This window comes from Shewanella chilikensis (assembly GCF_002836945.1).
GTDB lineage: Bacteria > Pseudomonadota > Gammaproteobacteria > Enterobacterales > Shewanellaceae > Shewanella > Shewanella chilikensis.
The window spans coordinates 32757-56378 of the sequence record NZ_NIJM01000001.1 but is presented as its reverse complement, the minus strand read 5'-3'; the positions used below and the strand labels follow the sequence as shown (position 1 = coordinate 56378).

The window sequence follows — 23622 nt, the reverse complement described above, 5'->3', positions numbered from 1 at the left end:
GAATTTGAGGTGTACCAAGTTGATACAGCAAACAACAGTGAATGCCGGATGGTTCAGAATGACCGCAGCACCGGCTCAGCTTCGGGAAGATAACCGCTATCAGCAGATGCGTAGTGAGATCAACCGGCGCCAATCTCCCTTCAGTGGTGGGACGGATTGGGAAAAGGTCTATGATCTCGCAGCCACCCTGGCGATGACAGATGGGGTGGATCTACTGGCGGCCAGCTACTTTTCGGTAGCTGCGGCCAAGACCCGCGGCATTGCCGGTTTGGCATCCGGACTGGAGTTACTGTTAACCGTGTTGGCGCACTCGAAAGAGATGGGCACTATCAGCCCGGAAAAGTGCGCTGAAATACTGAACTGGGCCATAGGTAAGTTGTTGCCGGAGCTCAAGGATATGCAGGCTACTGAAGGCAATATCCGTGAGTGGTATCGTTGTGAATATGCCTGTCAGCAGCTGTTTGAGCTGATGCAGGTGCGTCAACCCAAGCAGATGCCAAACCTGGATGCGCTCGGCTTTCAAATCTTCGACAAGATTGATGGCGTTAAACAACCGGCCAAGCGACCCGCTGTTGCCACAAGTGCTCAGCAGCAGGCTAATTCCAAGGGGCTGAGTTGGCCGCTGGGACTAATCCTCTTGTTGCTGGCATTGACGGCGGGACACTTTGCCGAACCTTTGGGGCTGGTCATAGGGCAGAAGTTCTGGCCGGAGCGATTTGCGCCCAAGCCACCCGAGCAGGTGACCCAGTTGCCGACTGAAACGGCATTGCCGCTGTGGCAGAAGATAGACCAGCTATTTGCCGCCGCACCTTTGGCCAACGATGAGCCATATGTTTATCCCGAGCAGGTAGATTATCTGTTGGAGCTGGACAAGTATTTCCAGCGTTTTGCCGCCAGTCGCACCCGAGCGGCCAACTTAAGCAAAGAGTTACAGCAATGGCAGGGGCTTGATGCCAACAAACTCAGTGCGCTGCAGCGTCAGTCACGGGATATGGCCGAGTATGCCAGCAGCCTGTCCCCCGTGTTGGCCAGAGCCTACTTCATCGATGAGCTGCTCAAGCAACAGCAAAATGAGCGGGCAGCTCAGGAGCTGACACTGCTGGACAGGCAACTGAAATCCCTGCTGATCAAGCGCACTTTGTTGGCCCAGAGTTTGGGGCTCACTCAGGCTTCTGGCGTTACAAATGACCCGGCAGTCCAAACCGCCTCAGGTTCAGATAAGGCGCCAATGGCGGCGGGCTCAGATAGGGCTAATGTCCAAGAAGCGGCCGACGTTCAAGATGTTGTTATGTAATACAAGAATTCACCCGGTTGGCCCTTGTATTCGCTCTTGAGCTCTGGCCTTTGGCGGCTTTTGGCAACTCTTTTGGGCCACTCAATTTGGGCAAAAACTGGCCTGGAGAGAGGAGGTGGGTTTGGATGTTTTTGTAAAACAGTATGTTACGATTTGGCATGCTTCTGGCGTTGGGTGATGGGGTTTTATCACTCATTCAACAGTAAAAGGAACTAACCATGCCAACACCATGTTATATCTCTATCGAAGGTCAAACCCAGGGCAACATCACCGCAGGCGCCTCAGGGCGACTCATTGCTTCCTTACGACAAGCCCAAACATCCGCCGCACCCTCGTACCATTGCCACGGGTTCGGGCAGTGTTTTTATCTATGGTAAACCCGCTGCCTGAATCGGCGATGTAGTTGACTGCAGTGGTAATCTGGTGGGCGTGGTAATGTGAATATCGGTTGAGAACAGAGAGGTAAAAAAGGCCCTTGGGGCTGGTTCGTTCCATTGCCCTTCTGTATGATGTCGGCCTTAAAAAAACATTCAGTTTCATAGAGGTATTGAAATGGAAGTCAATCAAGAACCAAGTCAGCGTCGGGGTGCAAAAAAAATCAGATTCGATAATCAGGAGTTGGTGAAAACCAGCTTTTGGGTCAGCCAGATTTTTATGATTATCGCTACGGTTGCCGGGGTTTATTTGGCAGCGCAGGAAGGTCTGTCACAGGCGATTAAGTTTGATAGCCTGACCAATATGCAAAACAATTATCATCTGCAGCATTCTCTCTATGAGGAGCTGAAAGACAATGTCGCGGTGATGACTGCGTACACTGAGCTTATTGAGAAAGAAAAACCCTATAATATTAAAGAATATCATCCGGTTATGGCTGACTTTATCTGGGAAAATATGAAGTACTCGGCCTATACCTTGGAAACCCCAAGCGATATTCTCTCAGGCGCCCGCCGTTTCTATATGGGGTCTGCTGATATTGTCGGCAAGATTGAACGTAAGTTCTATGGCCCCAGCTTTGGTTCCAAACAGCTGCGATCCCTGATTGAAGAGGTGGAAACCCACACCTTACCCAAGTTGGAACAGAGTTATAAGAAGATGGCCGATGAGCTAAAGCGCGCCGGGATCGACGTTAACTGACAACTCAGGTTGTTACTTGGGAATTGGCCGACGGATAACCAGGTTTTTCTGACTCACAATGACAGGTTAAATACCATCATTGGGAGTTGCTATGGAAAGGAAATCTGAGCCGGTATCAAACGGTCGTAAAATTCATTTTGACAATAGTGAGCTGGTGAAAACCAGCTTCTGGGTGAGTCAGCTGTTGATGGTGCTGGCAACGGTTTTGGGGGTTTATCTGGCTGCGCAGCAGGGGCTGTCACAGGCGATTAAGTTTGACTCTCTGGTTAATACCCAGAATAACTATCATCTGCAGCGTGCCTTGTATGATGAAGTGCGGGATAACTTGCATGAACTGGAAGCCTATATGGCGGACATAGATAAACAGAGACCACTGGACTTGAGGTCATTGCATCCCCAGCTCAGTGATTTTGTTTGGCAAAACATGTATTACTCGGCCAATGCGCTGGAAACACCGGCTGAGATCCTGACCGCTATCCGCAGGTTCAGAATTGAATCTGCCCAGCTGATTGAAAAAATGGAAAAGCAAGAGTTGAGTCGTGGTGTCGGTACAACCAGGTTAAGAGCCTTGGTAGGGAAGATTTCGGCCGACACTTTGCCTAAGCTGCAACTGAATTTTCAGCGTATGGAGCTTGAGTTGCAGCGTAGTGGCATGGATGTGAATATCACAGAGGAATAATCCATGAGTTTAAAATGTCCCGGATGTTACAGCGAATCGATGCGCACCTTCGAACTTTATGGTGAGCAGGTGGACAGCTGCAATCACTGTGAAGGTATCTGGTTTGATAATGGCGAGCTTAATGGCGCGCTGTCAACAGCCGATAATGGCAATGATCATGTACGTATTGAAGAGTCGCTCGGGCCTCATCTTGGGCTTTCCAAGCGGCACTGCATGCACTGTGAAGAACAGATGCACAGATACCATCTGATGGATGGCTATCAGATAGAGCTGGATGTCTGCCACAGTTGCAATGGCGTCTGGGTCGATAAAGACGAAAGGAATAAAGTGGTGCAGTCCCCAAGGTTGCAGGGGCTGTTGGCGGAGTTGAATGGCAAGATCAGTGTCAAAACCTGGCTGTTTCAGTTTCTGTCGCAAATGCCGGTGGAGTTCAATCTCAAAACCCGCTCACAACCTGCAATCACCTACCTGCTGCTGGCACTCAATATCATGATCTTTGCCGCTTATGGCACAGACTTGGACATAGCTGATACCGTGTTTGCCAACTTTGCCCTGCGGGCCGATGAGGTGTTGCACGGCAGCCATGTATGGACCCTGTTCAGCCATATGTTCCTTCACGGTGATTTGATCCACCTGGCGGGCAATATGTATTTCCTCTATGTGGTTGGCGACAATCTGGAAGACGCCTTGGGACGCATGAGGTTCCTCGGGCTTTATCTGCTTTGTGGCCTGGCGGCTGCGGCGGTGCAGATTATTGCCGATCCCGGCTCCAATATCCCCATGGTGGGTGCCAGTGGCGCCATTGCCGGCCTGTTCGGTATGTATCTATTGTGGTTCCGTCATGCCAGCCTGACCTTTATGTTTGTTGTCTACCAGAAGAAGCTGTCGCCTATGGCTTTCTTTGCCATCTGGCTGGTATTCAACCTGGTTGGTTTGATGATGGCCGGTGAAGGCGTGGCTTACTGGGCTCATATCGGTGGCTTTGTTATGGGACTTATCCTTGGGGTTGGCCTCAAATCCAGAGTGATGCAGCAAAATCCCTTGCTGGCGATGCTTAATGAGCCAGAGGTGAAGATCCGTCGCTGAGTTTCAGTTAGGTTCGTAGGTAAGGCGCGAATAAGTCCTCGTGGCACTCTCTTATGTAGAGAGTGGCTTGCACAGTAATTAGCGTTCAAGGCATCCGACTGAAGGCATGCCGGGGCCTGTCGAAGTCGGCCTTCTTCAATAAATCCCGGTCAGTTCTCTGAGCGGGGTTTATTTTATGCCTCTGAAAAATATTGCGCTTTTTTCCAAGGCAGTGTTATTGTCGACAAATGGGTGTTTTGAGATCTGGATCACAAATGAGCCGAATCGAGAGGTGGTTTGCATTATTGCTGGTCAGTATTTTGCTGACGGGCACTCTTGCAGCTATCCCCAAGGCCCATTCTCAGCAGGTTTCTCTGGTACCGGTTTCAGCCTCAATACCTCTGGCGGTGCAGGGAGATAGTTCCCAAGGCCTGTTCCTCAAGACGCTGATAGATTCTCAGGAGCCGACGCTTCCGAAACAGAAATCTACTCATCTGGCGCCTTCGGCCGAGTTGGTATTGCGTCTGCCTTCGCTGGCGTCACTGCAGTCCCATGCACTGCATGTATTTCCTCAGGCACAGACCCGCGCACCGCCATTTGCCCTCATTTGAAAACCGTCTTTCGGGTTCGCACTAATGCGAAGCCCGGCAACCCAGTTTCCAAGTGAGGTAATAACATGAAAACACTTCATCCTTTTGCGATTGCCAGCAACGACAGGCTGCAAGCCTCTGCTTTAGCCAATCAACTCAACCCTTATGACAATGCCTTAGAGGCCATGATGGACTTCAGCCACAGTGCGCGTATGGTCATCAGTGCCGATATGTCGGCGCCTGATGCCTCAGCCCTGATGCAGAGTGAACACAGCGCATTGCACTTTGTCATTAATGCACGTCATGAGATGCTGGGCATTATCACCCAGGAATTGTTGGCGCCGGACAATCTGCTCAAGCTTGTCGACAAGGCCCACCAACCTTCCTCCTGGACGGTATTTGATTTGATGCTGCCAAGAGAGCAACTGCAGGCACTGGCCTATGATGAGGTTGCCAACGCCAGTGTCGCCGATGTGCTGCAGAGCCTGCGTCACAGCCGCGATAACTATTTTGCTGTGGTCGATACCCAGACCCATCAGATCCGCGGATTGTTGAGCCTGGCCGATATCAGCCATCGTTTGAATGTCGGCCAGTTGAGGGAAGACAAGGGCGGCAATCTGCTGAATATTCTGCGGCAGATAAACACCAGTCATGGCCTGGTTCAGCAGATAGCCTGATTTCGGCCCTGTTGCCAATAATGTGTTTGATAGAGGTCCGGCAGCCTCGGCGCGCCGGGCCTATTATTGCAGTTCCCACCACTCCCAGCTTTCCAGCTGATAGGTTTCGGCCAGTTCCAGCGCCTTGGCATGAGCTGCTTTTGCCCCAAGGCTGTCGCCTTCAGCCGCCAGTGCCAGGCTCAGTTGTTGCTGCCAATCGGCCTGGGTTGCGCCCACTCTTGAGGTCATCAGCAAGAGTTCCTTGGCCTAATGCGGTTCACAATAAGTGAACGGCATTAGGCCCAGAGTGGCCTTTAACTTGTTGGCGAATATAGTGTTTTGTCTATGGTGTCTGATTTCAGCGGCGGCGTCTGCTGACGGCGGCGACACCGGCAAAGGCCAGGAACAACCAACCCAGGCTGCCTCCTTCATCTTGCTTGGCATCTTTTTCGGTAGCCAGGAAATTGATCAGATCGGTCAGCTCACCCAGAGTGCGAATTTCTCCCAGGTTAACCAGATATTTGTCGTTTACCACGAAGCTTGGCACGCTCTGGATGGCAAATTCATTCTGCTGCTTACGCCACAGGGCGATGACATCATTGATTTTCTTGCTGTCGGCCAAGGCATCATACTGGCTGATATCGACGCCGTTGGCGGCGAACAATTGTTTGATATCGTCGCGGCTATTGATAGCAGAGGTGTGCTTGTGTCCAGGGGCGGAATGGTCATGACCATGGGCTCCTTCCTCGCCCTGAATGGCGGCAAACATAGGATGAACCAGCTTATCAGTCGCGCCCAGTTCCTGCATGATGGCCAGAGACTTCATCACCTCAGTGCCCAGATCGCTGTTCATAAAGTCGACATGCTTGCTGTCAAAGCTGACTTCTTTATTGAGACCGGCCTTGATGTCCGGCAGATACTGGGTTTCCATGCTGAAGCAGTTGTGACAGTAGAAAGAGTAGAACTCGGTGAGTTTGGGTTCTTCACTGCCTTTCTTGGCTATCTGGGTATAGTGTTTACCTTCGATAAAGTCGGCGGCGTTGGCGGCCAGCGGGATCAGGGTAAGTGCCATTGCGGCAACCAGTGGCTTGAGCAAAATAATCTCCTCAGAATTGACCGGGCGCAGCGCCCTTTGCTGTCAGGTTAGTGTGACTGGCTTAATTATGACTTAAGCGTTGGTGCCTTTGGCGGTCATTTCTGTGAGCGAGGCTAAGCTTTGGCGCTTTGCCTGGTTATTCAACCTCGCAGGGCTTGCCAGGCTTCGCAGATCTGCCTGAACTTGGCGGTATCACCGCCTTGCCTGTCAGGGTGCCACTTCAGCGCCAGTTTACGCCACTGGCGACGGATTTCCTTGTCGCTGGCATCGTCTTCCAGTTCCAATACCCGCAGCGCCTCTCGCTGGGCAAAACGGCCGGGACGCACGCCAATATAATCCTGATAACTGTTCCAGAAGGACTCCAGCATCTCACGAACGACATTGACGCAGGTGTCGTAGTTGTTCCAGTCGAGGTAGTAGTCTCTAAGCGCTGAGTCATCCTGTTGTAGTTGCAGCACATTGGCCGGTGGGATCCGCAGCAGTATGATATCCATGGCCTGTACTTGCAGCCATTGGCCCGGCAGCAGCATGTGTTGCAGTTCATAGAGGGCATTCATCAGCAGAAAGTTTCGTTTGAACAGATCTTTCTCGGGCAGAGGATCCAAGTTGTGCATCAGTCCCTGCTGCTGTAACTCAGTGGCGAGGTGATGCACCTTCCAGGAGCGGTTGCTGCGTTTGAGTAAACCGAGAATTGGCCAGGTAAGCGGGTTATCGCCTTTGAGTCGGGTCGGTTTGACTTCAGTGGCGTCGGCCTGGTTCAGCGCGGGTTTGGCAAGCAGCATGGTAGCAATCATTCATCCTGAACTGACGATAAAATCTACTATGCCACAGGTGTCCGCGGGTGCAAGGTGAAATTAATGGAACCCGGCATGGAGCCGGGTTCTGGAATAGAAGGTGAGAATGAGCTCTTCCTTAGATCTTGGTAAACAGCTCTTCTTGAGGCAGGCGAGACTTGGGCAGCTTGGCGTTGAAGTCAGACTCGTCATGGTAGCCAAGAGCCACCACTACGCTGGCGGTCAGGCCCTGTTCTCTTAGACCCAAAACCTGATTGAGTTTGCTGGCATCGAAGCCTTCAATAGGGGTTGCATCTATGTCCAATACGCTGGCGCCCAGTAGCAAAGTACCCAGCGCCAGATAGGTTTGTTTCTCCATCCAGTGCTGCAGGTCCTTAAGTTCGAACTTGTGCATATTGGTGAAGAAAGAGCGGCCGTTGTGTTGGCCCTGTTTGGCGTTTTCGTCGGCGAAGCGGCCATCGGCCTCTTCCTGCTCAAGCAGACGCAGCAGATGGGCTTCGTCCATGTTGTTGCGGGTACAGAGCACAATCACGTGGGAAGCGTTGAGGATCTTTGGCGTGTTGAAGCTATAGTCTGCGGTAGACTCGGCAATTTTGGCTTTGCCTTCATCTGTCGCGGCCAGTACAAAGTGCCATGGCTGGGAGTTCACCGAGGAGGGGCTGAACTGCAGCAGGCTCTGCAGATCTTCAATTTTATCCTGGGGGATCTTCTTGTTGGGAGCAAAAGCCTTGGTGGTATAGCGCTTTTTGGCAAGGTATGTCAGATCTGTCATGTCACTACTCCGGACAAATGAGGCTGAAATTGTTTTGGCATTCTACGATCTCTGTTGCGCTTTACAACAGTGTTTCTGCTGCAAGCTATATCAAAAATAAATTGAAAGTACGCGGTGGGGAACCACCTCTCGGTGCCAACAGGATTGCTTTTGCATGTTTGTTGGATGCTAAATTGCGTTTGCTGTATATATTGGTTAATATATGGACAGGTTTATGGCGGAGCAGCAAAGATGAATACCCTAGAGAAAGCCAATGCAGCCGAGGTATTATTCAAGGCGTTTTCCAATGCTTGCAGCGAGTTACAACTTACCCAGGCCGAGGCCAGCCGTATCATAGGCGTAAATCCCAGCACCTTGAGCCGTAACAGCGGCAAGGGGTTTAAACCCGATTCCAAGCAGGGGGAGTTGCAGTTGCAGCTTATCCGTCTGTATCGTTCACTGTATGCCATAGCGGGTGGTGAAAAAGCCTTTATGCGTCACTGGCTCAACAGTCCCAACAAGGCGCTGAATGGGACCCCCAAGACTTTATTGCAAACCGTGGTTGGCCTGGTGAGTGTTAACCAATATCTGGATGCGATGCGAGGCAAGGTCTGACAGCCATAGCCGGTGACAGGAGACAAACAACTGAAAATGGATTTTAGTGCGTTAGAGCCGCAGGACTTTTTTCCTCGCCGCTACTTTGGTCGCGGTTATCGCCTGGTCGAGTCCCAGGAAGAAGCCGCCACCCTGAGCCTGGTGGATGATTTTGACGAACAGATGCTGCTTGAATCTCTGCTCGATGAGGTTAAACCGCCATACCGAAGCGGGACAGAGCACTTGCATTATCTGCTCAAGACCCCGTTTCGTTATCCGCCGCTGCGCCATGGTTCGCGCTTTGGCAGTATCACAATGGAAAGCTTCTTTTATGCCAGTGAATCCTGGCAGACCTGTTTGGCCGAAGTTGCCTATTATCGTTTTGTCTTTATGGCCGACATGCTGGAGCCTTATCTGGAGCCGCTGCGCTCTGAGCATATGTTGTACTCTGTGGATATCAATGCCTGCGATTGTGCCGACCTGACGCTATTGCAGGGGCAGGGAGTGCAGCAGCAACTGACTCACAAGTCGAGCTATGCCTATACCCAGGCTTTGGGTGCTTGGTTGCTGCAACAGCAGGCGCAGATGATCCGTTACACTTCGGCCAGAGCAGAAAAGGGCGTCAACCTGGCGCTGCACGATCCTTTGGTGTTGCTATCAACCGAGCCGCAGGAGTGTGAATACTGGCTCTGTCAAAGCTCCGCCGACAAGGTGGCTTTCAGTCGTCGTAACAGCCGCAGCATGCCATTGACCTGGTTTTTAAAAGACTTTTTGCGGGACGGGCAGTTGCCGCGTCCCGCCTGAGAACAGAAATTACTTCAGGATTGGGTGCTGATAAACAGCGGGTTGGAATAGAACCAGAGATCGCCGTAGTTACGCTCATTGATGTCGTTGTACCATTGCTGCACCTGCTCCCCTTCGGCCTGTGGCAATACCTCTGAACGCAGTGGCGTGCCCTTGTTGGTCAAGCCACTGACGTTGTAATCCAGGTTGGTGCCCCGCAGGCGGAAATACTGCTTGCCATCGGCGATAAAGCTGAAGCTCATGCGGTAGAAACCATCGCTGTCTTTTTGCCAGTCGGCCTGGGTGAATGACTTGATCACCCGGGTACTGTCGTTGGTTTCCTTTTGCCAGGCAGCTGTTCCCGGCTTGGCCCGCTCACTGATATCGCCGGCAATCAAATCGATATGATGTACTCCCGGATTAATGCCGGCGTAGTGTTCATTGCCGATATCGCTTTCCTTGTTATTCAGCTCAGGGCTGCGGAACCTGATATTGATAGTGACCTTGTCGCCGGCCTTGGCACTCAGGGTTTGTCCCATAGTGATGGTTTGATCACCGCTATTCATCTGGAAATCCAGTCCATCGATGAGATCGCCAAATACCGCAAAGCTGTTCCCCGAGCGTAACCCTTCAAGCAGCGCCTGGGTGCCTTCTCCCTCAACCCAGGTGTAATTCTTGGCATATTCGCCGGGATAATAACTGCTGGCGTAAGGGGGGCGGGTCTTGAAGTGAATATCCGAGTTGCCCATGTTCCAAATTCTGCGTCCTTCGCCCAGTAGCGCATCCCACCAACCGCCGACCTCGGCCACGACCGGATCGACACCGCCGTAAACACCGCTCGATCTGTCGCCATAGTCACCGCGGTTGCCACTGAACTGGCCGCCAACCATGCCTTCCACCAGGAAGAAGACCTCAGGCGCGGCATCGTGAAGCTCCCTGACTTCGGCTATGGTGTAGCTGTCGAGATAGCGTCTGGGGTGATTGAGCATGCCGTAGCTCTGTTTGGGAAAGTGTTGCTGCAGCCAGGTGAGTGCCGCGACTGCATCTGCATGGGTTTGATTCTGACGCTTGACGCCGGCGGCCTCCCAGGCGGCGAGATCTTCGGCTGCGAAATCCTCCGGCTCATTCTTGGCGCTGAAGCGATACTCGAAGGTTTTAATCGCATCCAGAGTCTGCTGTTCATCGGCCAAGATGGCGATATTGAAGTGCTCGTGAGTCGGCATATCCCACTCAAAACCTGAGTAAACCAACTTGTCCGGGTAGTTGGGCATTTGGCTGGCGAGTCCGGGTTTTTCGTAGCGGGTGAGGGCATCATAGAAGAGAATGCCGCCTAGGTCGTTATCTTCATTGTCCTGGCTGTTGTTGCGCATATGGTTGGTCAGGCTCATATAATCCAGACCAAAGTCCTCGAAGCCCCACTTGAGAATATCGGCCTGGGTCTCTCTGGCATCTTGGGAAACAGCGGTGTGAACATGAAGATCGCCTTTGAGCCAGCGACCCGTTATCGGCTCGGGAGTTTGAGTGTTGTCATCTGAGTTACAGCCGGCCAGCAGGGCCAGAGATAGCAGCGACAAGGCTGCGACTTGATGGGATTGGCGCAAGAATAACCTCTCTATATTGGGCGTTTGGGAAAGCACCCAACATAGAGAGAAACGATGGCAGTTTTATGGCACTTTTGTACTAAAAAGTTACCCCTGTGATCAGCGCAGCACCTTAGCAAGGAAACCTTGAGTACGAGGGTTTTGCGGCGCATTGAAAATCTGCTCCGGTGTGCCCGCTTCCTGGATCACCCCTTCATCCATGAAGATCACCCTGTCAGACACCTCGCGGGCAAACCCCATTTCGTGAGTGACTATCACCATGGTCATGCCGTCGCGAGCCAAGGATTGCATCACATCCAGTACATCGCCGACCATTTCCGGGTCCAGCGCCGAGGTGGGTTCGTCAAACAGCATCAGCTCGGGAGACATGGTCAGGGCTCTGGCAATGGCCACCCTCTGTTTCTGGCCGCCGGACAGACTGGATGGATAGGCATCTTCCTTGTCTGCCAGGCCAACCTTAGCCAGCAATCCCAAAGCCTTGGCTTCGGCCTCGGCCAAACTCATCAATCCCAGTTTGACTGGTGCCAGGGTCAGGTTGGCCAACACTGTCTTGTGAGGAAACAGGTTAAAGTGCTGGAATACCATGCCAACTTTTTGTCTGAGCTTGTCGACACAGGCACCTGGCGCCGTTATCGATTCACCGGCTATCCGTATTTCGCCTTCGGTAGGTTGCTCCAAAAGGTTAATACAGCGAAGAAAAGTACTCTTGCCACTACCACTTGGGCCTATGATACTGACCACTTCGCCTTTGGCGATATGCTGATCTATGCCCTTGAGTACTTCCAGTTTGCCGTAGGACTTATGCAGGTTGGTTATCTCAATCACTTTGTTTCAGCCTCGCTTCAAACTTACCCAACAGCCAGGTGAAGCTGTAGGTCAATAACAGATAGATCAGGGCACAAGTCAGCAGTGGCACCACATCTTCGAAGGTCCGGCTGCGGATGATTTCACCGGCGCGCATAAGATCCACACCACCTATAAAGCCGATGACGGCGGTTTCCTTTAATAGCACGATAAATTCATTGCCGAGCGCCGGTAGGATATTCTTGATAGCCTGCGGTAACACCACCTCACGCATGGTCAGTGAATGGCTCATCCCTAAAGAGCGGGCGGCCTCGGCCTGGCCCTTGTCGACCGCCTGGATACCGGCACGGATAATCTCACTGATATAAGCGCCGCTGTTGAGACCGAAGGCGATGATGGCGGCGGTCACCTTGTCGACATCCATGGCGGCCAACACGATAAAGTAGAGGATTACCAGTTGCACCACCACAGGGGTGCCGCGGATCACCCCGACATACAGCTTGGCCGGCCAGCGAAGATACCAACGTTCGGACATGCCCATCAGGGTGGTCAGTACCCCGAGGATGGCGCCGAGGATCATGGCGAAGAAGGTCACTGTCAGGGTGACCTTGAGGCCGCTTAGGATCAGCAAGATGCCGACCATGCCGTCTTCCCCTATGGGGGTGAACAGCGAAGAGATTATTGCATCCATCTAAGATTACTTCTGATATTTTTCAAGGATTTGTTGGTATTCACCTGAGCTTTGCAGCCGTGACAGGGTGGCATTGATCTGGCCGAGCAGTTCGGGTTGATTCTTGGCAACTGCAATACCGTAAAACTCGGGTGAGAAGTCGATATCCAGCTGTTTGAGAGTGGGGTTCTTGGCCAGATAAGTGGCCGCCGGTTGGCTGTCGAACAGTACCAGGTCTACCTTGTGGTTTTTCAGCTCCATAAAAGCCTCAAAACCTGTGTTGAAAGCCACGACTTCGGCCTTGAGCTCCTTGGCCATAATGTCGCCGGTCGAACCCAACTGCACCGCAATTTTCTTGCCGGCAAGATCAGCCGGAGTGTTGAATACCTGGCTGTCCTGATTGACTATCACCACTTGGGTAGCTTCGTAGTAAGGCGTGGAGAAGTCGACGCTCTTTTGCCGCTCATCCGTGATTGTCATACCGGAGGCGATAAAGTCGATTTTGCCTGAGTTCAGCGCCACTATCAAAGAGTCGAACTTGAGGTTTTCTACCTTGAGGGTTTTACCGGCATCGGCGGCAATCGCCTTGGCAATGTCGATATCCAGCCCTTTTACCTCATCACCATTGGCGCCTCCCATGTATTCAAATGGGGGGAAGGCGGCATTGGTGCCGACGACCAGTACATCTTGATCTTTACCGCAGCCGGTCAACAGCAAGGCCGTGATCGTGGCCAGAAGCAGGGATTTTTTCATCTTGGAGATACTCTTGAGGAACCGTATGACTGGCACTATAGCCAGTTCCCATACCTCAATCAATAACTAATCACAAAAAATGACTAATTATTCACTGTCCGCACATATTTCGTTAAAAAAACATTATTAATTAGTTTGTTATTTATTAACCAAATGTGTTTGAGTGAATGAAGTAGAGATTGCTCAACTAAGGCTGAGCGACGAGTGAAGATTTTTTGTCGCCTGAGACACAAGAATGTGCATTTGGCACAGCACCGAGGAAAAATTTGTTATAAAATGCGCGCCCAAAATCCTCTGCCTGCCTACAATGGTGGAAGCCCACTCCGGATTTTGGAACAGGCCTCCAATTCAGCACCTGCCAAAGCAGACAGCGAAGCACACAAAATAGAACAAGATGGGGTCGTATACCTATGATAGAAAAACGCTTTATTACCGCTCAGGAATTGCTGGAGGATTCATTTCGTCTGGCTGCACAGGTCTATGAGAGTGGCTTTCGGCCGCAGTTTATTGTTGGGATCTGGCGTGGCGGCGCCCCAATAGGGATCGCGGTACAGGAGTTTTTCGACTTCAAGAAAGTGGAAACCGATCATATTGCGGTGCGTACTTCATCTTATTACGGCATAGGCACAGATAAGCAGAGCAAGGAGATCAAGGTTCATGGTCTGCATTACATTGTTGAAAATGCCAATGCTGATGATGGTTTGTTGATTGTTGATGATGTCTTCGATTCCGGGCGCAGCGTTTTTGCGCTTAAGGAAAAGCTCAGTCAATCCATGCGTCTGAATATGCCCAAGGATATCCGCATCGCTTGTCCTTACTACAAGCCGCAAAATACTGCGGTGCCATTGAAACCCGATTACTATATCCACGCCTCGGATGAATGGCTGGTATTCCCCCATGAAGTTTCCGGCCTGAGTGCGCAAGAGCTGGCCGAAGGTAAGGGCGATCTTAAAAATATCAAAGAGCTGTTTCTCTGATAAAAAATCCAATGCAAAGAGGGCGCCGATAGGCGCCCTCTTTGTTGTTGGCAATGGCTAGATATCCATGCAGTTGGCGTAGTAAGTCACGGTCGCCGGCCAATCGGAGAATACCCCCAGGACACCTATTTCTTTGGCCAGTACATCCAGTAGTTGATAGACATCGCCATCGTTATTAATGCTGCCGCTGATGCTTTGGTAGTACCAACCACCGCCTTGTGCCAGGGGGCCAGAACGCTCCAGTGACCAAGTGATTATTTTAAGCCCGGCTTCCTTGGCCGCCAGAGCATAGGCCGAGGGAACTATTTTGCCGCTGTCATCCAGACCGACCAATACCCACAAGGGCGGCGCAATGATTTCGACTCCCAGGGCCTTGAGCCTTTGCATATCGGCCTGCCATTGGCTCATATCATTGGGGTTAAAGCTGCTGTCCGAGTCATACCTGTCATCCAGATAGACGGCCTGCCTGCCAAAATCGGTATTATTGGCCAACCAGTACTGCACATCTTCCAGATTAAACGACTGGGGATAGACATTTTTTGCAGGTACTCCGGCCGCCTGATATTCGTCGATCATCTTCTGAGCATAGTCCTGCTGGCTAAAGCCATCGAAGGGCATGGGCACACTGGCGGCCTTGAGCTCAGGCGTCATCTTGACCCTGGCTTCTTTAAACAGAGCTATACTCTCGGCGTGGGTCATCAATGTGCCACAACTGGCGTAGAGATCCGTGCGCCAGTCAGGAGTACCCTTCATAAATGTTTCCGCCGTGGTGGCCTTGGGATTAAAACCATCCATCTTGCCGCAAAGCTGTTTGAATTCATCCAAGGTTATATCGCTGGTACAGCACTCGGCGCTGGCGTTAACACCATTGGCAGCATCGGCGGGAGAGAAGGGCTGACGGCATTTGGCTGCCAACTCAGGGATGCCGAGGATATTGGTGGTTGTGGCCAGATCGCATTGGGAGTGCCGACAAACCAGCTGTTTATCGGCGGTGAAGGTGACATCACATTCCACTATCCCGGCTCCGGCATCTATAGCTGCCAAATAGGCTTCTTTGGTGTGCTCAGGGAACTGCATGGAGGCGCCGCGGTGGCCTATGCTGAAGTCGGTGCGATAAAAGGGCCCTTTGCTGCATTGTGCCAGTTTATCTTTGAGCGGCCCTTCATCCATGTCATTTACCAGAAATTGGGGGCGGGGGCCCAAGTTGGCGCCAACTTTTTCCTGTTGATCCTGTGCCGGGGTTGAAGTACTGGCGTTGTTGTCACTGCTGTTGCAGCCACTGAGCAACAGGCCAAGCAGCACCAGGCCTGGTAACGTCGATGCTGTCTTGGAGTGAAAAGTCTTCATTAAGCAGATCCTTATGCTATTTCGCACAGGAGTTTACTCACCTGACGAGAATGGTATTTCTGAAGCTAGGGATGCTTGATGACAGCCGGATAGTAAAATTATGACAACTAACTTAATTAATACAGTACTTTGTTCCGGATATACTGAAGAGGAACCATTGCGTTAGTCTTAGAGTCGGTTGATCTTATCCTTCAGATCGTAGCTCTTGTCTGTAACTATGGTTTCCAGATTAGCAATCCGCTGCTTCAATTCATCCACTTCCCGTTGCAGTTTTTCAATCTCACCATTTTGGAGATACTGTTGTTTTTTGTTGTAGTCCTTGATGAGTATCATGGCAAAGAAGCCTATGATTATAATGAATATTAGTCCCATAATGACCCTTGATATTTAGCTCGTTAGCTATTGTGGCACAGCATGGTGCCACAGGAAAACCAAGCGGCTCACATAGCTAGAGTTTCAGCGTGTCTTTAATCAACACGCAGCGCTGCTCTTTCTCTATTGCTTGCTTGAGATTGCGCTGGGTCTGGGCCGATAGCTCAGGGTTAGCCTGCAAGGCTTTTTCGAGCCGCAGCATTGAGGCGTGACTGCATTGACGCGGTAAGAGTGCCGGCGCGTAACTGCGCATAAATACCGGGTCTTTTTCGGCGTCCAGAGCGGCTAACTGACTCAAGCGCTGCTCTGCAGTGCTTGCCTGCAGTTGCCCTTGGCTGCTGGGATAGAGGTTTTCCATCGCTACTCTCAGCTTGGCAAACGGCAGCGCCGAATGGTTGATTTTCTCCAGCCAGCGGCGTTTGCCGGCGGTGTCCGGGCGCACCACTTCGGCGGCGATGGCCGCCTTTTGCCCCGAATCGCTGATATCAAGTTTGGCTTCTTGCTGTAGCAGATATTTGCTGGTGGGGTAATCGTAACGGTTCAACTGATAGATAAGCTGCCAGCGGGTATCCTGATCCAGCTCCACTCCCTTTATCTTGCTGTGGCCCTGCAGCAGTGACAGCAGGTGATCAAGTGAATCACCGTCGCGGGCAAAGTCCACATAGGCATCGAACCAGCGCCGCTGCAGATCTTTATTATCCGCGTTTTGCATGGTCAGACGCAGACTCATCTGCGCCAGCGCTCTGATGGCGCGCTCGGCGTAGGCCGAGTGAATCGGAGCCATCGACTCGAGTAAGGCCTTGCTATAGCGCATATTGCCGAGAATTTGTCCCAGCAGGGTGTAATCCTTCTCTTGGGGAGCATTGATCAGCACAGTTTCCAGATACTTGTTCAAGGGCAAATTACCGCTCTGGACACTGTCCCACAGGCTTTGCCAGAGCATGGCGCGCAGCAGGGGATCTTCTACCTTGGCCAGGTGATTGAAGGCGGTATCGAACGAGCGTGGGTCGAGCTCTACTTTGACATAGCCCCAGTCCTGATAGTTGGGATAAACCAAATCAGGACAGGATGCGCCTTTAAGTTGCGGCACCAAGGTCTTTTCACCTTGGTAGGTAACGGCCAGAGTTTGCAGCAGGTGCATTTCATGGCGGCCCTTGCTTAGTAAGGCCAGCTGAACTTTTTGCTCTCTGAGCGTCGGGTAGGCGGGATCGCTTGTTGACTGCAACAGGGCAAATTCACTGATGCGGCCATCTTGGCACTGGAACTCGGCCTTGAGGCTGTTGACACCGGCGCTGTAGAGCCAATCCCGGGTCCATTGGCTCAGATCCCGCTTGGCGGCCTGGCCGAGACTGGTAATGAAGTCTTCCAGTGTGGCGTTTTGCCAGGAGTAGCGTTTGAGGTATTCACTGACGCCACGGCGGAAGGTTTGCTCCCCAAGCAGGTGGCGCAGTTGAATGAGAACCGCGGCCCCTTTCTGGTAAGTGATGGCGTCGATATTATCGAAGGCGTTGGCACTACTGGCCACAGGCACTTCTATCGGATGGGTGGTAACGCCAGAGTCCTGTTGATAAGCACTCTGTTTGCCCCTGGCGTAAAAACTGCGCCAGGTGTTGTCAAACTCAGTGGCTTCGGCGCTCGCCAGCATGCCCATGAAGGAGGCGAAGCTTTCATTGAGCCACAAACCGTTCCACCATTTCATGGTCACCAGATCGCCAAACCACTGGTGCGCCATTTCATGCATGATCACCGACGCCAAGCGCTGGCGCTGATTAGCTGTCATATCACCACTGCCAAGAAAACGCCCTTCGGCAAAGGTGATGGCGGCGGCATTTTCCATGGCACCATAGAGGAAGTCAGGCACCAGCAGTTGATCGTATTTTTTAAAGGGGTAGTCGATACCGAAATAGTCGTCAAAAAACTTAAGCCCGGCGTCTGTGTATCTGAACCAGTCGGTGGCATTGACCTGGGCTGCCACTGATTGGCGGGCAAACAGGCGCATGGGGTATTTGCCGCTGTTGTCTTGCCAGACATGGTAAGGGCCGGCATGCATGGAAAAATTGTAGGGGCTCAACTTGGGCGTTGCCGGAAACTGCCACAGCTGGCTGTCACCCTCCGGGGTCACACTCAATTCTTGGGTGGCGCTGATCACCTGCCAGTCTTTGGGGGCTCTAACGGTTAACTTGTAGCTGGCCTTGAGATCCGGTTGGTCGAATACGGCAAACATCTGCTGTGCGGCGGCGGGCTCAAAGTGGGAGTAGAGATAGACCTTGCCATCGACGGGATCCACAAAGCGGTGCAGCCCTTCACCATTGCTGGAATGCTGGCGTGTGAAGCTGACTTCTATCTCATTGTCGCCTATGAGCAGCAACTTGGCACTGATCTCCAGGTAGGCGCCATTGTATTTGGGATAGAGCCTGTGGCCGTTGATCTTAAGGCTGGTGATCTGCGCCTTGCTCAAGTCCAGTGTCAGGGGCTGTTGGTTGTCGCTGAGACTGAAACGTACCAGGGTGCGGTTGGCAAATCGCTCGCTGCCATCCAAGGTAAAGTCCAGTTCATAGCTGACATTGCTGACTCTGGCAGAGCGAGCCATCGCCTGTTGCTCGCTGATATAACCGCTGCCATCCCGCACTCCGGCGGAGGATTGAGTGCTGCTGCAGCCGCTGAGTGATAGCAGTCCGGCAGCCAACAGGCTGAGACCAAACAACCGGGGAAGAGATTTCACAAACAGATTCCTTGCTTTTTATTGTTTTACCATTAGGTGTCGGTGTTTTCCCTCACAACAGGAATGAAAGGGGAGGGATACACTTAGAGTTAATACCCTGTCAGGCTTGGCGCCCGTGGCATAAATTACGCTATTTGCCGACAAAGAACAAAGGAGAAATGTTACAAAAAAGCCGCTGTGACAGCGGCTTTTGGGAAGGAGCGTTAGACTTGGTTAGAGCCCGAGGAAGGACTTGGACTTCACTTTGCGGATCTCTTTTTCATCGGACCATTCGATCAAACCAGTTTCCAGATCCATCAGGCGCATGGTCATCTTGTAGTAGACATCACGGGTGCTGCCATTTTGTTTGACTATGCTGGAAAGGTTGCCGTAGAGCATGTACTGAGCGCCTATTTGACGACCGAACTTGATGGCGGTGGATGGGTCAACCATGCCGGCGTTGTTCTGGTAGTCCAGTTGTTTGCGCACTGAATCCACCTTGGTCATATCGATAAAACGGAACTTGCCTGAGCGCAGCAGCTTGTTGCTGATGGAGTCGGTCACTGACTCAGTATCTATATGCTCAGAGGTCTTGTTCTTGATCTTGTCGACAAAGATGATAGGTCTATCGTTGGCTGTCATGGCCACCACAGGCGGAAAAGTCAGCATGCTGTCGACCATTTTGGCGGCAATGGCTTGCAGATCTGTCGAACCGAAGTTTTCATTCACTGTCTCTACCTCAGTGGCATCACCGTATTCCACTTTGGATTGACAGGCTGCCATGCCCATAGCCATTGCCAGTATCAGTATCAGCTTCAAGTGTTTCATAGTCAGTTCCATTTCAAGGTTATCAAATCAATTCTGTATAAAAACGTGTGACATTGCCAGTGTCTATTGCCCAGACCAGAGTGGTCTTGCCACTCTGAACCTGAATTTCCGTGCCCTGATTGTCCAGGGTTAGTTGATAGCTGCCGGCATCGACAAACTGCCTCGCTATCTGTGCCTGCCTAGGTAACGTGAGCCAACTGCGGCGATCGGCCTGCTCTGTGACCACGTTGAATATCTGCATGGCGATCACCCCGAGGTCCGAACCGTCTTTGCGCTCGGCCTTGCGGGCCATTTCCGACTTGGCATAGACCCTGGCAGCCTGGCGCACCAGCAGATAGGGTAGTTCCTCCTTGAGCGCCGTGATGGCCAAGGCATCTATATTGGCTATAGGGGCTGCAGTCATAGGTTTTGACAAGCCGCGGATATTGGCACTGCTTACCGGCACTCTGGAGGGCATATAGGTGGGCAGAGAGACAGTTTGCCAGTTGCCGTGAATGGTGAAGGGAACCGTTAGGCTCTCCTTGGCGGGCACAAAGCCGCGCTCCAGCAGCAAGATGACCTGACCTTGCCCCTTGGCGGGCGTGGGCGCTTCTCCCCAACGGCGTTTGAACTCATCATACTGAGGCATGGCAAGCTCTTTGGCCAAGCGCACCAGATCCTGCTGCAGATAAGGATTATCCGGCATAATCTGCGCCGCCTTGCGATAGTCGATAAAGGCATCGTTGCGCTCACCAAGGATTTCGTGCAGTACCCCTGTGGTGTAGTAACTGTAGGCGTTCAAAAACGAGCTGGTGACACTGCCGGCCGCCTTGCCCAGTTTATCCATTTCGGCGCTGATAGTGCCGTTGGCCATCTGTTGCACCGCACTGCTGGATTTTTCGTACCTTTGCTGTTCCAGCGATTGCAGTTCATTGCTGCGACGCACCTCCACCAACGCGCCTTCGGCATCGCCCGCAAACAGATAATTGAGAGCCTGATATTGGTGCAGCATGATGCGCTCATACCCGGGACCACGATAGGGAATGATATTGTCGTTCAGCAGCAGGCTGCCGCCCTGTGAACCCAGCTCGGACAAACTGAGCTTGGCTTTGTCGTCGAATGCCTGATAGGCGGCTATGGCGCTTTGGTAATAGTCTTTGCTGGCGGTGAAATCGCCGCTTATCTGCGCGGCGCGCCCCGCTTCCTGGGCATAGAGCAGGCCATCTCGGCTGCTGATCCCGCCTGCCAATTCCTTGGCGGCATTGCCCGGCATTGATGAGTTGAGTTCGGCGCGAACGCCGGCCAGTTGGGATGGATAGTTGACCAATACACTGTTGAAGGCGCAGCCAGTGAGGCTCAACGACAACAACAGTGGCAGCAGTAACTTGCCTGACTTCAAGAGTCGGCTCCTTGGTTTTGGATCTCCAGTCGTTCTCTCAAGGTGAGTCCTTCCAGATGATCATATTCATGCTGAAAAATGCGCGCGACAAAGCCTTGTAACCATTCTTGCTGCCACTCGCCGCTGAGATCCTGATAACGTACCTCAATGCTTTCATGGCGCAGAATCTGTACTCTTTCACCGGGCAGAGATAGGCAACCCTCTTCCCCGGCCAGCATCTTGCCTGAGCGTTTGAGTATCTGTGGGTTGATCACCACCTGGGGCGCCATCAAAGGCGCATCCGGATATCTGTCGTTGGGATGGGATGCCATAATAAACAAGCGGATACCTTGGCCTACCTGAGGCGCGGCTATGCCTACGCCCTGTGCCAGTTTCATGGTCTCGAGCATTTTCTCGGCCAGGGCCGCCAAAGGTTCATCGAACAGTTGAACCGGCTGGGCAGCCTGCCCCAGAATACGTTCTCCGTAGGTTGCTATGGCTAACATCCTTATCCCCCTTTATTCGACTCAGTAGTGAGGCGGCGGCGTTTCTTCCGATTGAGATGCGATATTACTCGGTTCTACCGCTTTGAGTTTACTGATTAACAACTGGATCTGAAACTGCTGCTCGGCCACGACTTTATTGAGTTCGAAAATCTCCTGACTCAATTCTTCCAGTGTGGCTTCCTGAAATGACAGCTTGGTTTCGAGCTCTTCGATCCTGTCCGGGATTGCTTGCATTACTTACCTCTGTGTTGGCGCCGACCAGCGTTCCAGCAAGCTGGCACTGCTGATACTCTGAAGTTGGCCGTTGTCGGATTCAGACACTGAGTATACTACGGCGCTTTGGGGCAAAGGCTTTTTTGGCAGTGAAACTTGCCAGTTGGCGACTTTTTTCCCCGAATCGACCTGCCACAGACTCAATTCTCTGGCCGGCGTGCCGGTCAACAAGGCCTGCTCCTGTTGGATAAAGCGCGCTGCCGAAAAGTTCATTTGCCGCCGGACTATCGCCAGCGAGCTGGCCAGTTTCCCTGAGTCATTGTGCCAAATGTCGGCATTGCCGGTACTGTCGGACACTAAACTGAGGTTACCGCTGCGGCTGAGGGCAACCTTCAGTACCCTGGAGTCCATCTGCCAGCGCCTCAGTACCTGAGCATCCTGGGTGCGCCACAGCAGGGCGGTGGCATCGTTGGCGCCGGTCAATGCCAGGTGGCCATCGGCAGAGAGGGCAACGCTGTTGACCTTTTCGCTGTGGCCAAGAAATTTCACCAGCACACCTGTGGTCGGGGTCAGCGACATCACCGCGCCATCTGCCAGCCCTACCAGCAACTGGCCGTTGTCGGCCACGGCCACAGCCTGGGCTACTGCCGGCAGTGACCACCAACCCGCCGCCCGGCCGTCGGCGATTTTCCACAGTGCAACTGAATCGCGGCTTAACGTCACCGCATATTCTCCATTGGCCGAGATATCTGTGGCGATGACATCATTGGCTTCACTGCCTTGAGCCCACTGATACTTGACCGCGCCTTGTTTGAGATCCCAAAGCCTGATCCCCTCCTGGCTGCTTATCAAAGCGTAGCGGCCATCGGCAGAGAGGCTGGCGCTGTAGCTGGGATCGGCCGCCAGGGATTGGCTGCTATTGGGGCCTGGATGGCAGGCACCAAGGCCAAGCAAAGTAAAACTGAGCGTGCAAATAAGTAGCAATCTGTTTATTGCCATGAACTTATACCGCCTCGACTTGTCATTTTGAGTAAGGGTAAAACGCTGTCGCTTCCATGCAAGGGTTAACGGTTTGTCGGCCGCTTTCCCTTGTTAACCAGTATGGATAATCTGCTTTGTATCTCAAAGTTAACTGGTATAAAGTGAGTCGTCTTACATATTTTGGGTTAATTGTAACCATTTGAAGATCCTGAGGATGCCTTTAATGAAACCGATTTACAAAATTTCACTGGTCGCACTGGCCCTGATCGGCCTTTCCGCCTGTAACCAAGAACAAAAAACAGCGAGTGCCGACAAAGTGGAACTGAGCTCTGTCGAGCAGAAAGAAGCCTATAGCGTGGGTGCCTCTATTGGCCGCTACATGGCCGGCCATATCAAGGAGCAGGAAGAGCTGGGTTTCTCAGTCGATCGTGCTTTGATTGTGACTGGTTTCCAACAGGGGCTGAAAGACGAGCTGCAACTGACTGAAGATGAGATGCAGAAAGTGCTTGAAGGTCTGGACCAGAAGCTGAATGAAAAACGTATGGCCAAGGTCCAGGAGATGGCGGCCAAGTCGATGCAGGAAAGCAAAGCCTATCTGGAACAGAACAAGGCCAAAGAGGGTGTGATCACCACTGAGTCAGGTCTGCAATACGAAGTATTGACTCCAGGCGAGGGTGAGAAGCCGGCCGCCGAAGACGTAGTGACAGTTCACTACCGTGGTACTCTGATCGACGGCACTGAGTTTGACAGCTCCTACTCCCGCGGTGAACCGGCAGAATTTGCCCTGAACCGGGTGATCCCGGGCTGGACCGAAGGGGTTCAGCTGATGCCGGTAGGCGCCAAGTATCGCTTCGTTATCCCATCTGAGCTGGCCTATGGCGAGCGTGATATGGGCACTATTCCTGCCAACTCCACACTCATCTTTGAAGTCGAGTTGCTCAAGGTCAAAAAGGCCGATGCCCCCGTAGAGCCGACCGAAGCCGAGGCTTCTGCCAAGTAATCCCTTCTTTCACGGAAAGTGGATACCCGATATTGAAAAGGACGCCGCCGGCGTCCTTTCTGTTTACAGTCACTTA

Annotated in this window: 26 protein-coding genes and 1 pseudogene; 11 read left to right on the top strand and 16 right to left on the bottom strand. The window is 52.3% G+C overall.

Annotated features, from left to right (window positions below; genetic code table 11):
* Window positions 1-58: 58 nt before the first annotated feature.
* From CX651_RS00295 to CX651_RS00260, 7 genes and pseudogenes are all read left to right on the top strand, one after another.
* On the top strand, window positions 59-1294 hold the full coding sequence (locus CX651_RS00295) for a type VI secretion system ImpA family N-terminal domain-containing protein (RefSeq protein WP_101052541.1): 1236 nt from the start codon (window positions 59-61) through the stop codon (window positions 1292-1294).
* A 218-nt stretch (window positions 1295-1512) separates the two neighbouring features.
* Window positions 1513-1575 (top strand): annotated as a pseudogene (locus CX651_RS00290) (type VI secretion system tube protein Hcp); the annotation flags it as partial.
* Window positions 1576-1915: 340 nt separating this feature from the next.
* Window positions 1916-2428 (top strand): hypothetical protein, encoded by a 513-nt coding sequence (locus CX651_RS00280; RefSeq protein ID WP_226563811.1) that lies wholly within the window; start codon window positions 1916-1918, stop codon window positions 2426-2428.
* Between the two features lie 91 nt (window positions 2429-2519).
* Complete coding sequence (locus CX651_RS00275) at window positions 2520-3107, top strand: hypothetical protein (RefSeq protein ID WP_101052537.1); 588 nt, start codon at window positions 2520-2522, stop codon at window positions 3105-3107.
* Window positions 3108-3110: 3 nt separating this feature from the next.
* Entirely contained in the window at window positions 3111-4193 is a 1083-nt protein-coding gene (locus CX651_RS00270; RefSeq protein WP_101052535.1) for a rhomboid family intramembrane serine protease, read from the top strand.
* Between the two features lie 254 nt (window positions 4194-4447).
* Complete coding sequence (locus CX651_RS00265; protein ID WP_101052533.1) at window positions 4448-4783, top strand: hypothetical protein; 336 nt, start codon at window positions 4448-4450, stop codon at window positions 4781-4783.
* Window positions 4784-4848: 65 nt separating this feature from the next.
* On the top strand, window positions 4849-5439 hold the full coding sequence (locus CX651_RS00260) for a CBS domain-containing protein (protein ID WP_101052531.1): 591 nt from the start codon (window positions 4849-4851) through the stop codon (window positions 5437-5439).
* Window positions 5440-5502: 63 nt separating this feature from the next.
* Here the strand turns inward: CX651_RS00260 and CX651_RS19780 are convergent, their stop codons facing one another.
* The 4 genes from CX651_RS19780 to nfsB form a co-directional block, all read right to left on the bottom strand.
* Window positions 5503-5667 carry a hypothetical protein gene (locus CX651_RS19780; protein WP_157822651.1) on the bottom strand — a complete coding sequence of 55 codons (165 nt, stop codon included), beginning with the start codon at window positions 5665-5667 and terminating at the stop codon, window positions 5503-5505.
* 109 nt (window positions 5668-5776) lie between these two features.
* A complete protein-coding gene (locus tag CX651_RS00255; protein ID WP_101052529.1) occupies window positions 5777-6514 on the bottom strand; it encodes a DsbA family protein in 738 nt (245 codons plus the stop codon).
* 140 nt (window positions 6515-6654) lie between these two features.
* Window positions 6655-7296 carry a DNA-J related domain-containing protein gene (locus CX651_RS00250; protein ID WP_101052696.1) on the bottom strand — a complete coding sequence of 214 codons (642 nt, stop codon included), beginning with the start codon at window positions 7294-7296 and terminating at the stop codon, window positions 6655-6657.
* A 130-nt stretch (window positions 7297-7426) separates the two neighbouring features.
* Entirely contained in the window at window positions 7427-8080 is a 654-nt protein-coding gene (gene nfsB, locus CX651_RS00245) for an oxygen-insensitive NAD(P)H nitroreductase (protein WP_101052527.1), read from the bottom strand.
* 231 nt (window positions 8081-8311) lie between these two features.
* Between nfsB and CX651_RS00240 the strand changes: the two genes are divergently transcribed.
* A complete protein-coding gene (locus CX651_RS00240; protein ID WP_025011540.1) occupies window positions 8312-8674 on the top strand; it encodes an MbcA/ParS/Xre antitoxin family protein in 363 nt (120 codons plus the stop codon).
* A gap of 36 nt (window positions 8675-8710) precedes the next feature.
* Window positions 8711-9457, top strand: coding sequence for an RES family NAD+ phosphorylase (locus CX651_RS00235; protein ID WP_101052525.1), 747 nt, complete (start codon window positions 8711-8713; stop codon window positions 9455-9457).
* Window positions 9458-9471: 14 nt separating this feature from the next.
* On the opposite strand, the gene CX651_RS00230 is transcribed toward CX651_RS00235, so the two are convergent.
* From CX651_RS00230 to CX651_RS00215, 4 genes are all read right to left on the bottom strand, one after another.
* The gene (locus CX651_RS00230) at window positions 9472-11037 is read right to left on the bottom strand and encodes a CehA/McbA family metallohydrolase domain-containing protein (protein WP_101052523.1); all 1566 of its coding nucleotides are present in this window, start codon (window positions 11035-11037) and stop codon (window positions 9472-9474) included.
* A 99-nt stretch (window positions 11038-11136) separates the two neighbouring features.
* Window positions 11137-11862, bottom strand: a complete 726-nt coding sequence (locus CX651_RS00225) for an amino acid ABC transporter ATP-binding protein (protein ID WP_101052521.1) — start codon at window positions 11860-11862, stop codon at window positions 11137-11139.
* Window positions 11855-12532 (bottom strand): amino acid ABC transporter permease, encoded by a 678-nt coding sequence (locus tag CX651_RS00220; RefSeq protein ID WP_101052519.1) that lies wholly within the window; start codon window positions 12530-12532, stop codon window positions 11855-11857. The genes CX651_RS00225 and CX651_RS00220 overlap by 8 nt, the downstream gene beginning before the upstream one ends.
* Before the next feature lie 6 nt (window positions 12533-12538).
* The gene (locus CX651_RS00215; protein WP_101052517.1) at window positions 12539-13264 is read right to left on the bottom strand and encodes a basic amino acid ABC transporter substrate-binding protein; all 726 of its coding nucleotides are present in this window, start codon (window positions 13262-13264) and stop codon (window positions 12539-12541) included.
* A 410-nt stretch (window positions 13265-13674) separates the two neighbouring features.
* Here CX651_RS00215 and CX651_RS00210 point away from each other — a divergent pair, with 410 nt between their 5' ends.
* The gene (locus CX651_RS00210; protein ID WP_101052515.1) at window positions 13675-14241 is read left to right on the top strand and encodes a phosphoribosyltransferase; all 567 of its coding nucleotides are present in this window, start codon (window positions 13675-13677) and stop codon (window positions 14239-14241) included.
* A 57-nt stretch (window positions 14242-14298) separates the two neighbouring features.
* Here the strand turns inward: CX651_RS00210 and CX651_RS00205 are convergent, their stop codons facing one another.
* The 8 genes from CX651_RS00205 to CX651_RS00170 form a co-directional block, all read right to left on the bottom strand.
* A complete protein-coding gene (locus tag CX651_RS00205) occupies window positions 14299-15588 on the bottom strand; it encodes a glycerophosphodiester phosphodiesterase family protein (protein ID WP_101052513.1) in 1290 nt (429 codons plus the stop codon).
* A gap of 168 nt (window positions 15589-15756) precedes the next feature.
* Window positions 15757-15960: a hypothetical protein gene (locus CX651_RS00200; protein WP_101052511.1), complete on the bottom strand. Its 204-nt coding sequence runs from the start codon at window positions 15958-15960 to the stop codon at window positions 15757-15759.
* A 76-nt stretch (window positions 15961-16036) separates the two neighbouring features.
* On the bottom strand, window positions 16037-18682 hold the full coding sequence (gene pepN / locus CX651_RS00195; protein WP_101052508.1) for an aminopeptidase N: 2646 nt from the start codon (window positions 18680-18682) through the stop codon (window positions 16037-16039).
* 213 nt (window positions 18683-18895) lie between these two features.
* Window positions 18896-19489, bottom strand: coding sequence for a penicillin-binding protein activator LpoB (gene lpoB, locus CX651_RS00190; protein ID WP_177192617.1), 594 nt, complete (start codon window positions 19487-19489; stop codon window positions 18896-18898).
* A gap of 22 nt (window positions 19490-19511) precedes the next feature.
* The gene (locus tag CX651_RS00185) at window positions 19512-20867 is read right to left on the bottom strand and encodes a COG3014 family protein (protein ID WP_101052506.1); all 1356 of its coding nucleotides are present in this window, start codon (window positions 20865-20867) and stop codon (window positions 19512-19514) included.
* Window positions 20864-21352, bottom strand: a complete 489-nt coding sequence (gene def, locus CX651_RS00180; protein WP_044733842.1) for a peptide deformylase — start codon at window positions 21350-21352, stop codon at window positions 20864-20866. The genes CX651_RS00185 and def overlap by 4 nt, the downstream gene beginning before the upstream one ends.
* A gap of 21 nt (window positions 21353-21373) precedes the next feature.
* Entirely contained in the window at window positions 21374-21586 is a 213-nt protein-coding gene (locus CX651_RS00175) for a SlyX family protein (RefSeq protein ID WP_025011529.1), read from the bottom strand.
* Window positions 21587-21589: 3 nt separating this feature from the next.
* A complete protein-coding gene (locus CX651_RS00170; protein ID WP_101052504.1) occupies window positions 21590-22564 on the bottom strand; it encodes a WD40 repeat domain-containing protein in 975 nt (324 codons plus the stop codon).
* A 205-nt stretch (window positions 22565-22769) separates the two neighbouring features.
* On the opposite strand from CX651_RS00170, the gene fkpA reads away from it, so the two are divergent.
* Window positions 22770-23546 (top strand): FKBP-type peptidyl-prolyl cis-trans isomerase, encoded by a 777-nt coding sequence (gene fkpA, locus CX651_RS00165; RefSeq protein ID WP_028780139.1) that lies wholly within the window; start codon window positions 22770-22772, stop codon window positions 23544-23546.
* The last annotated feature ends 76 nt before the right edge of the window (window positions 23547-23622 follow it).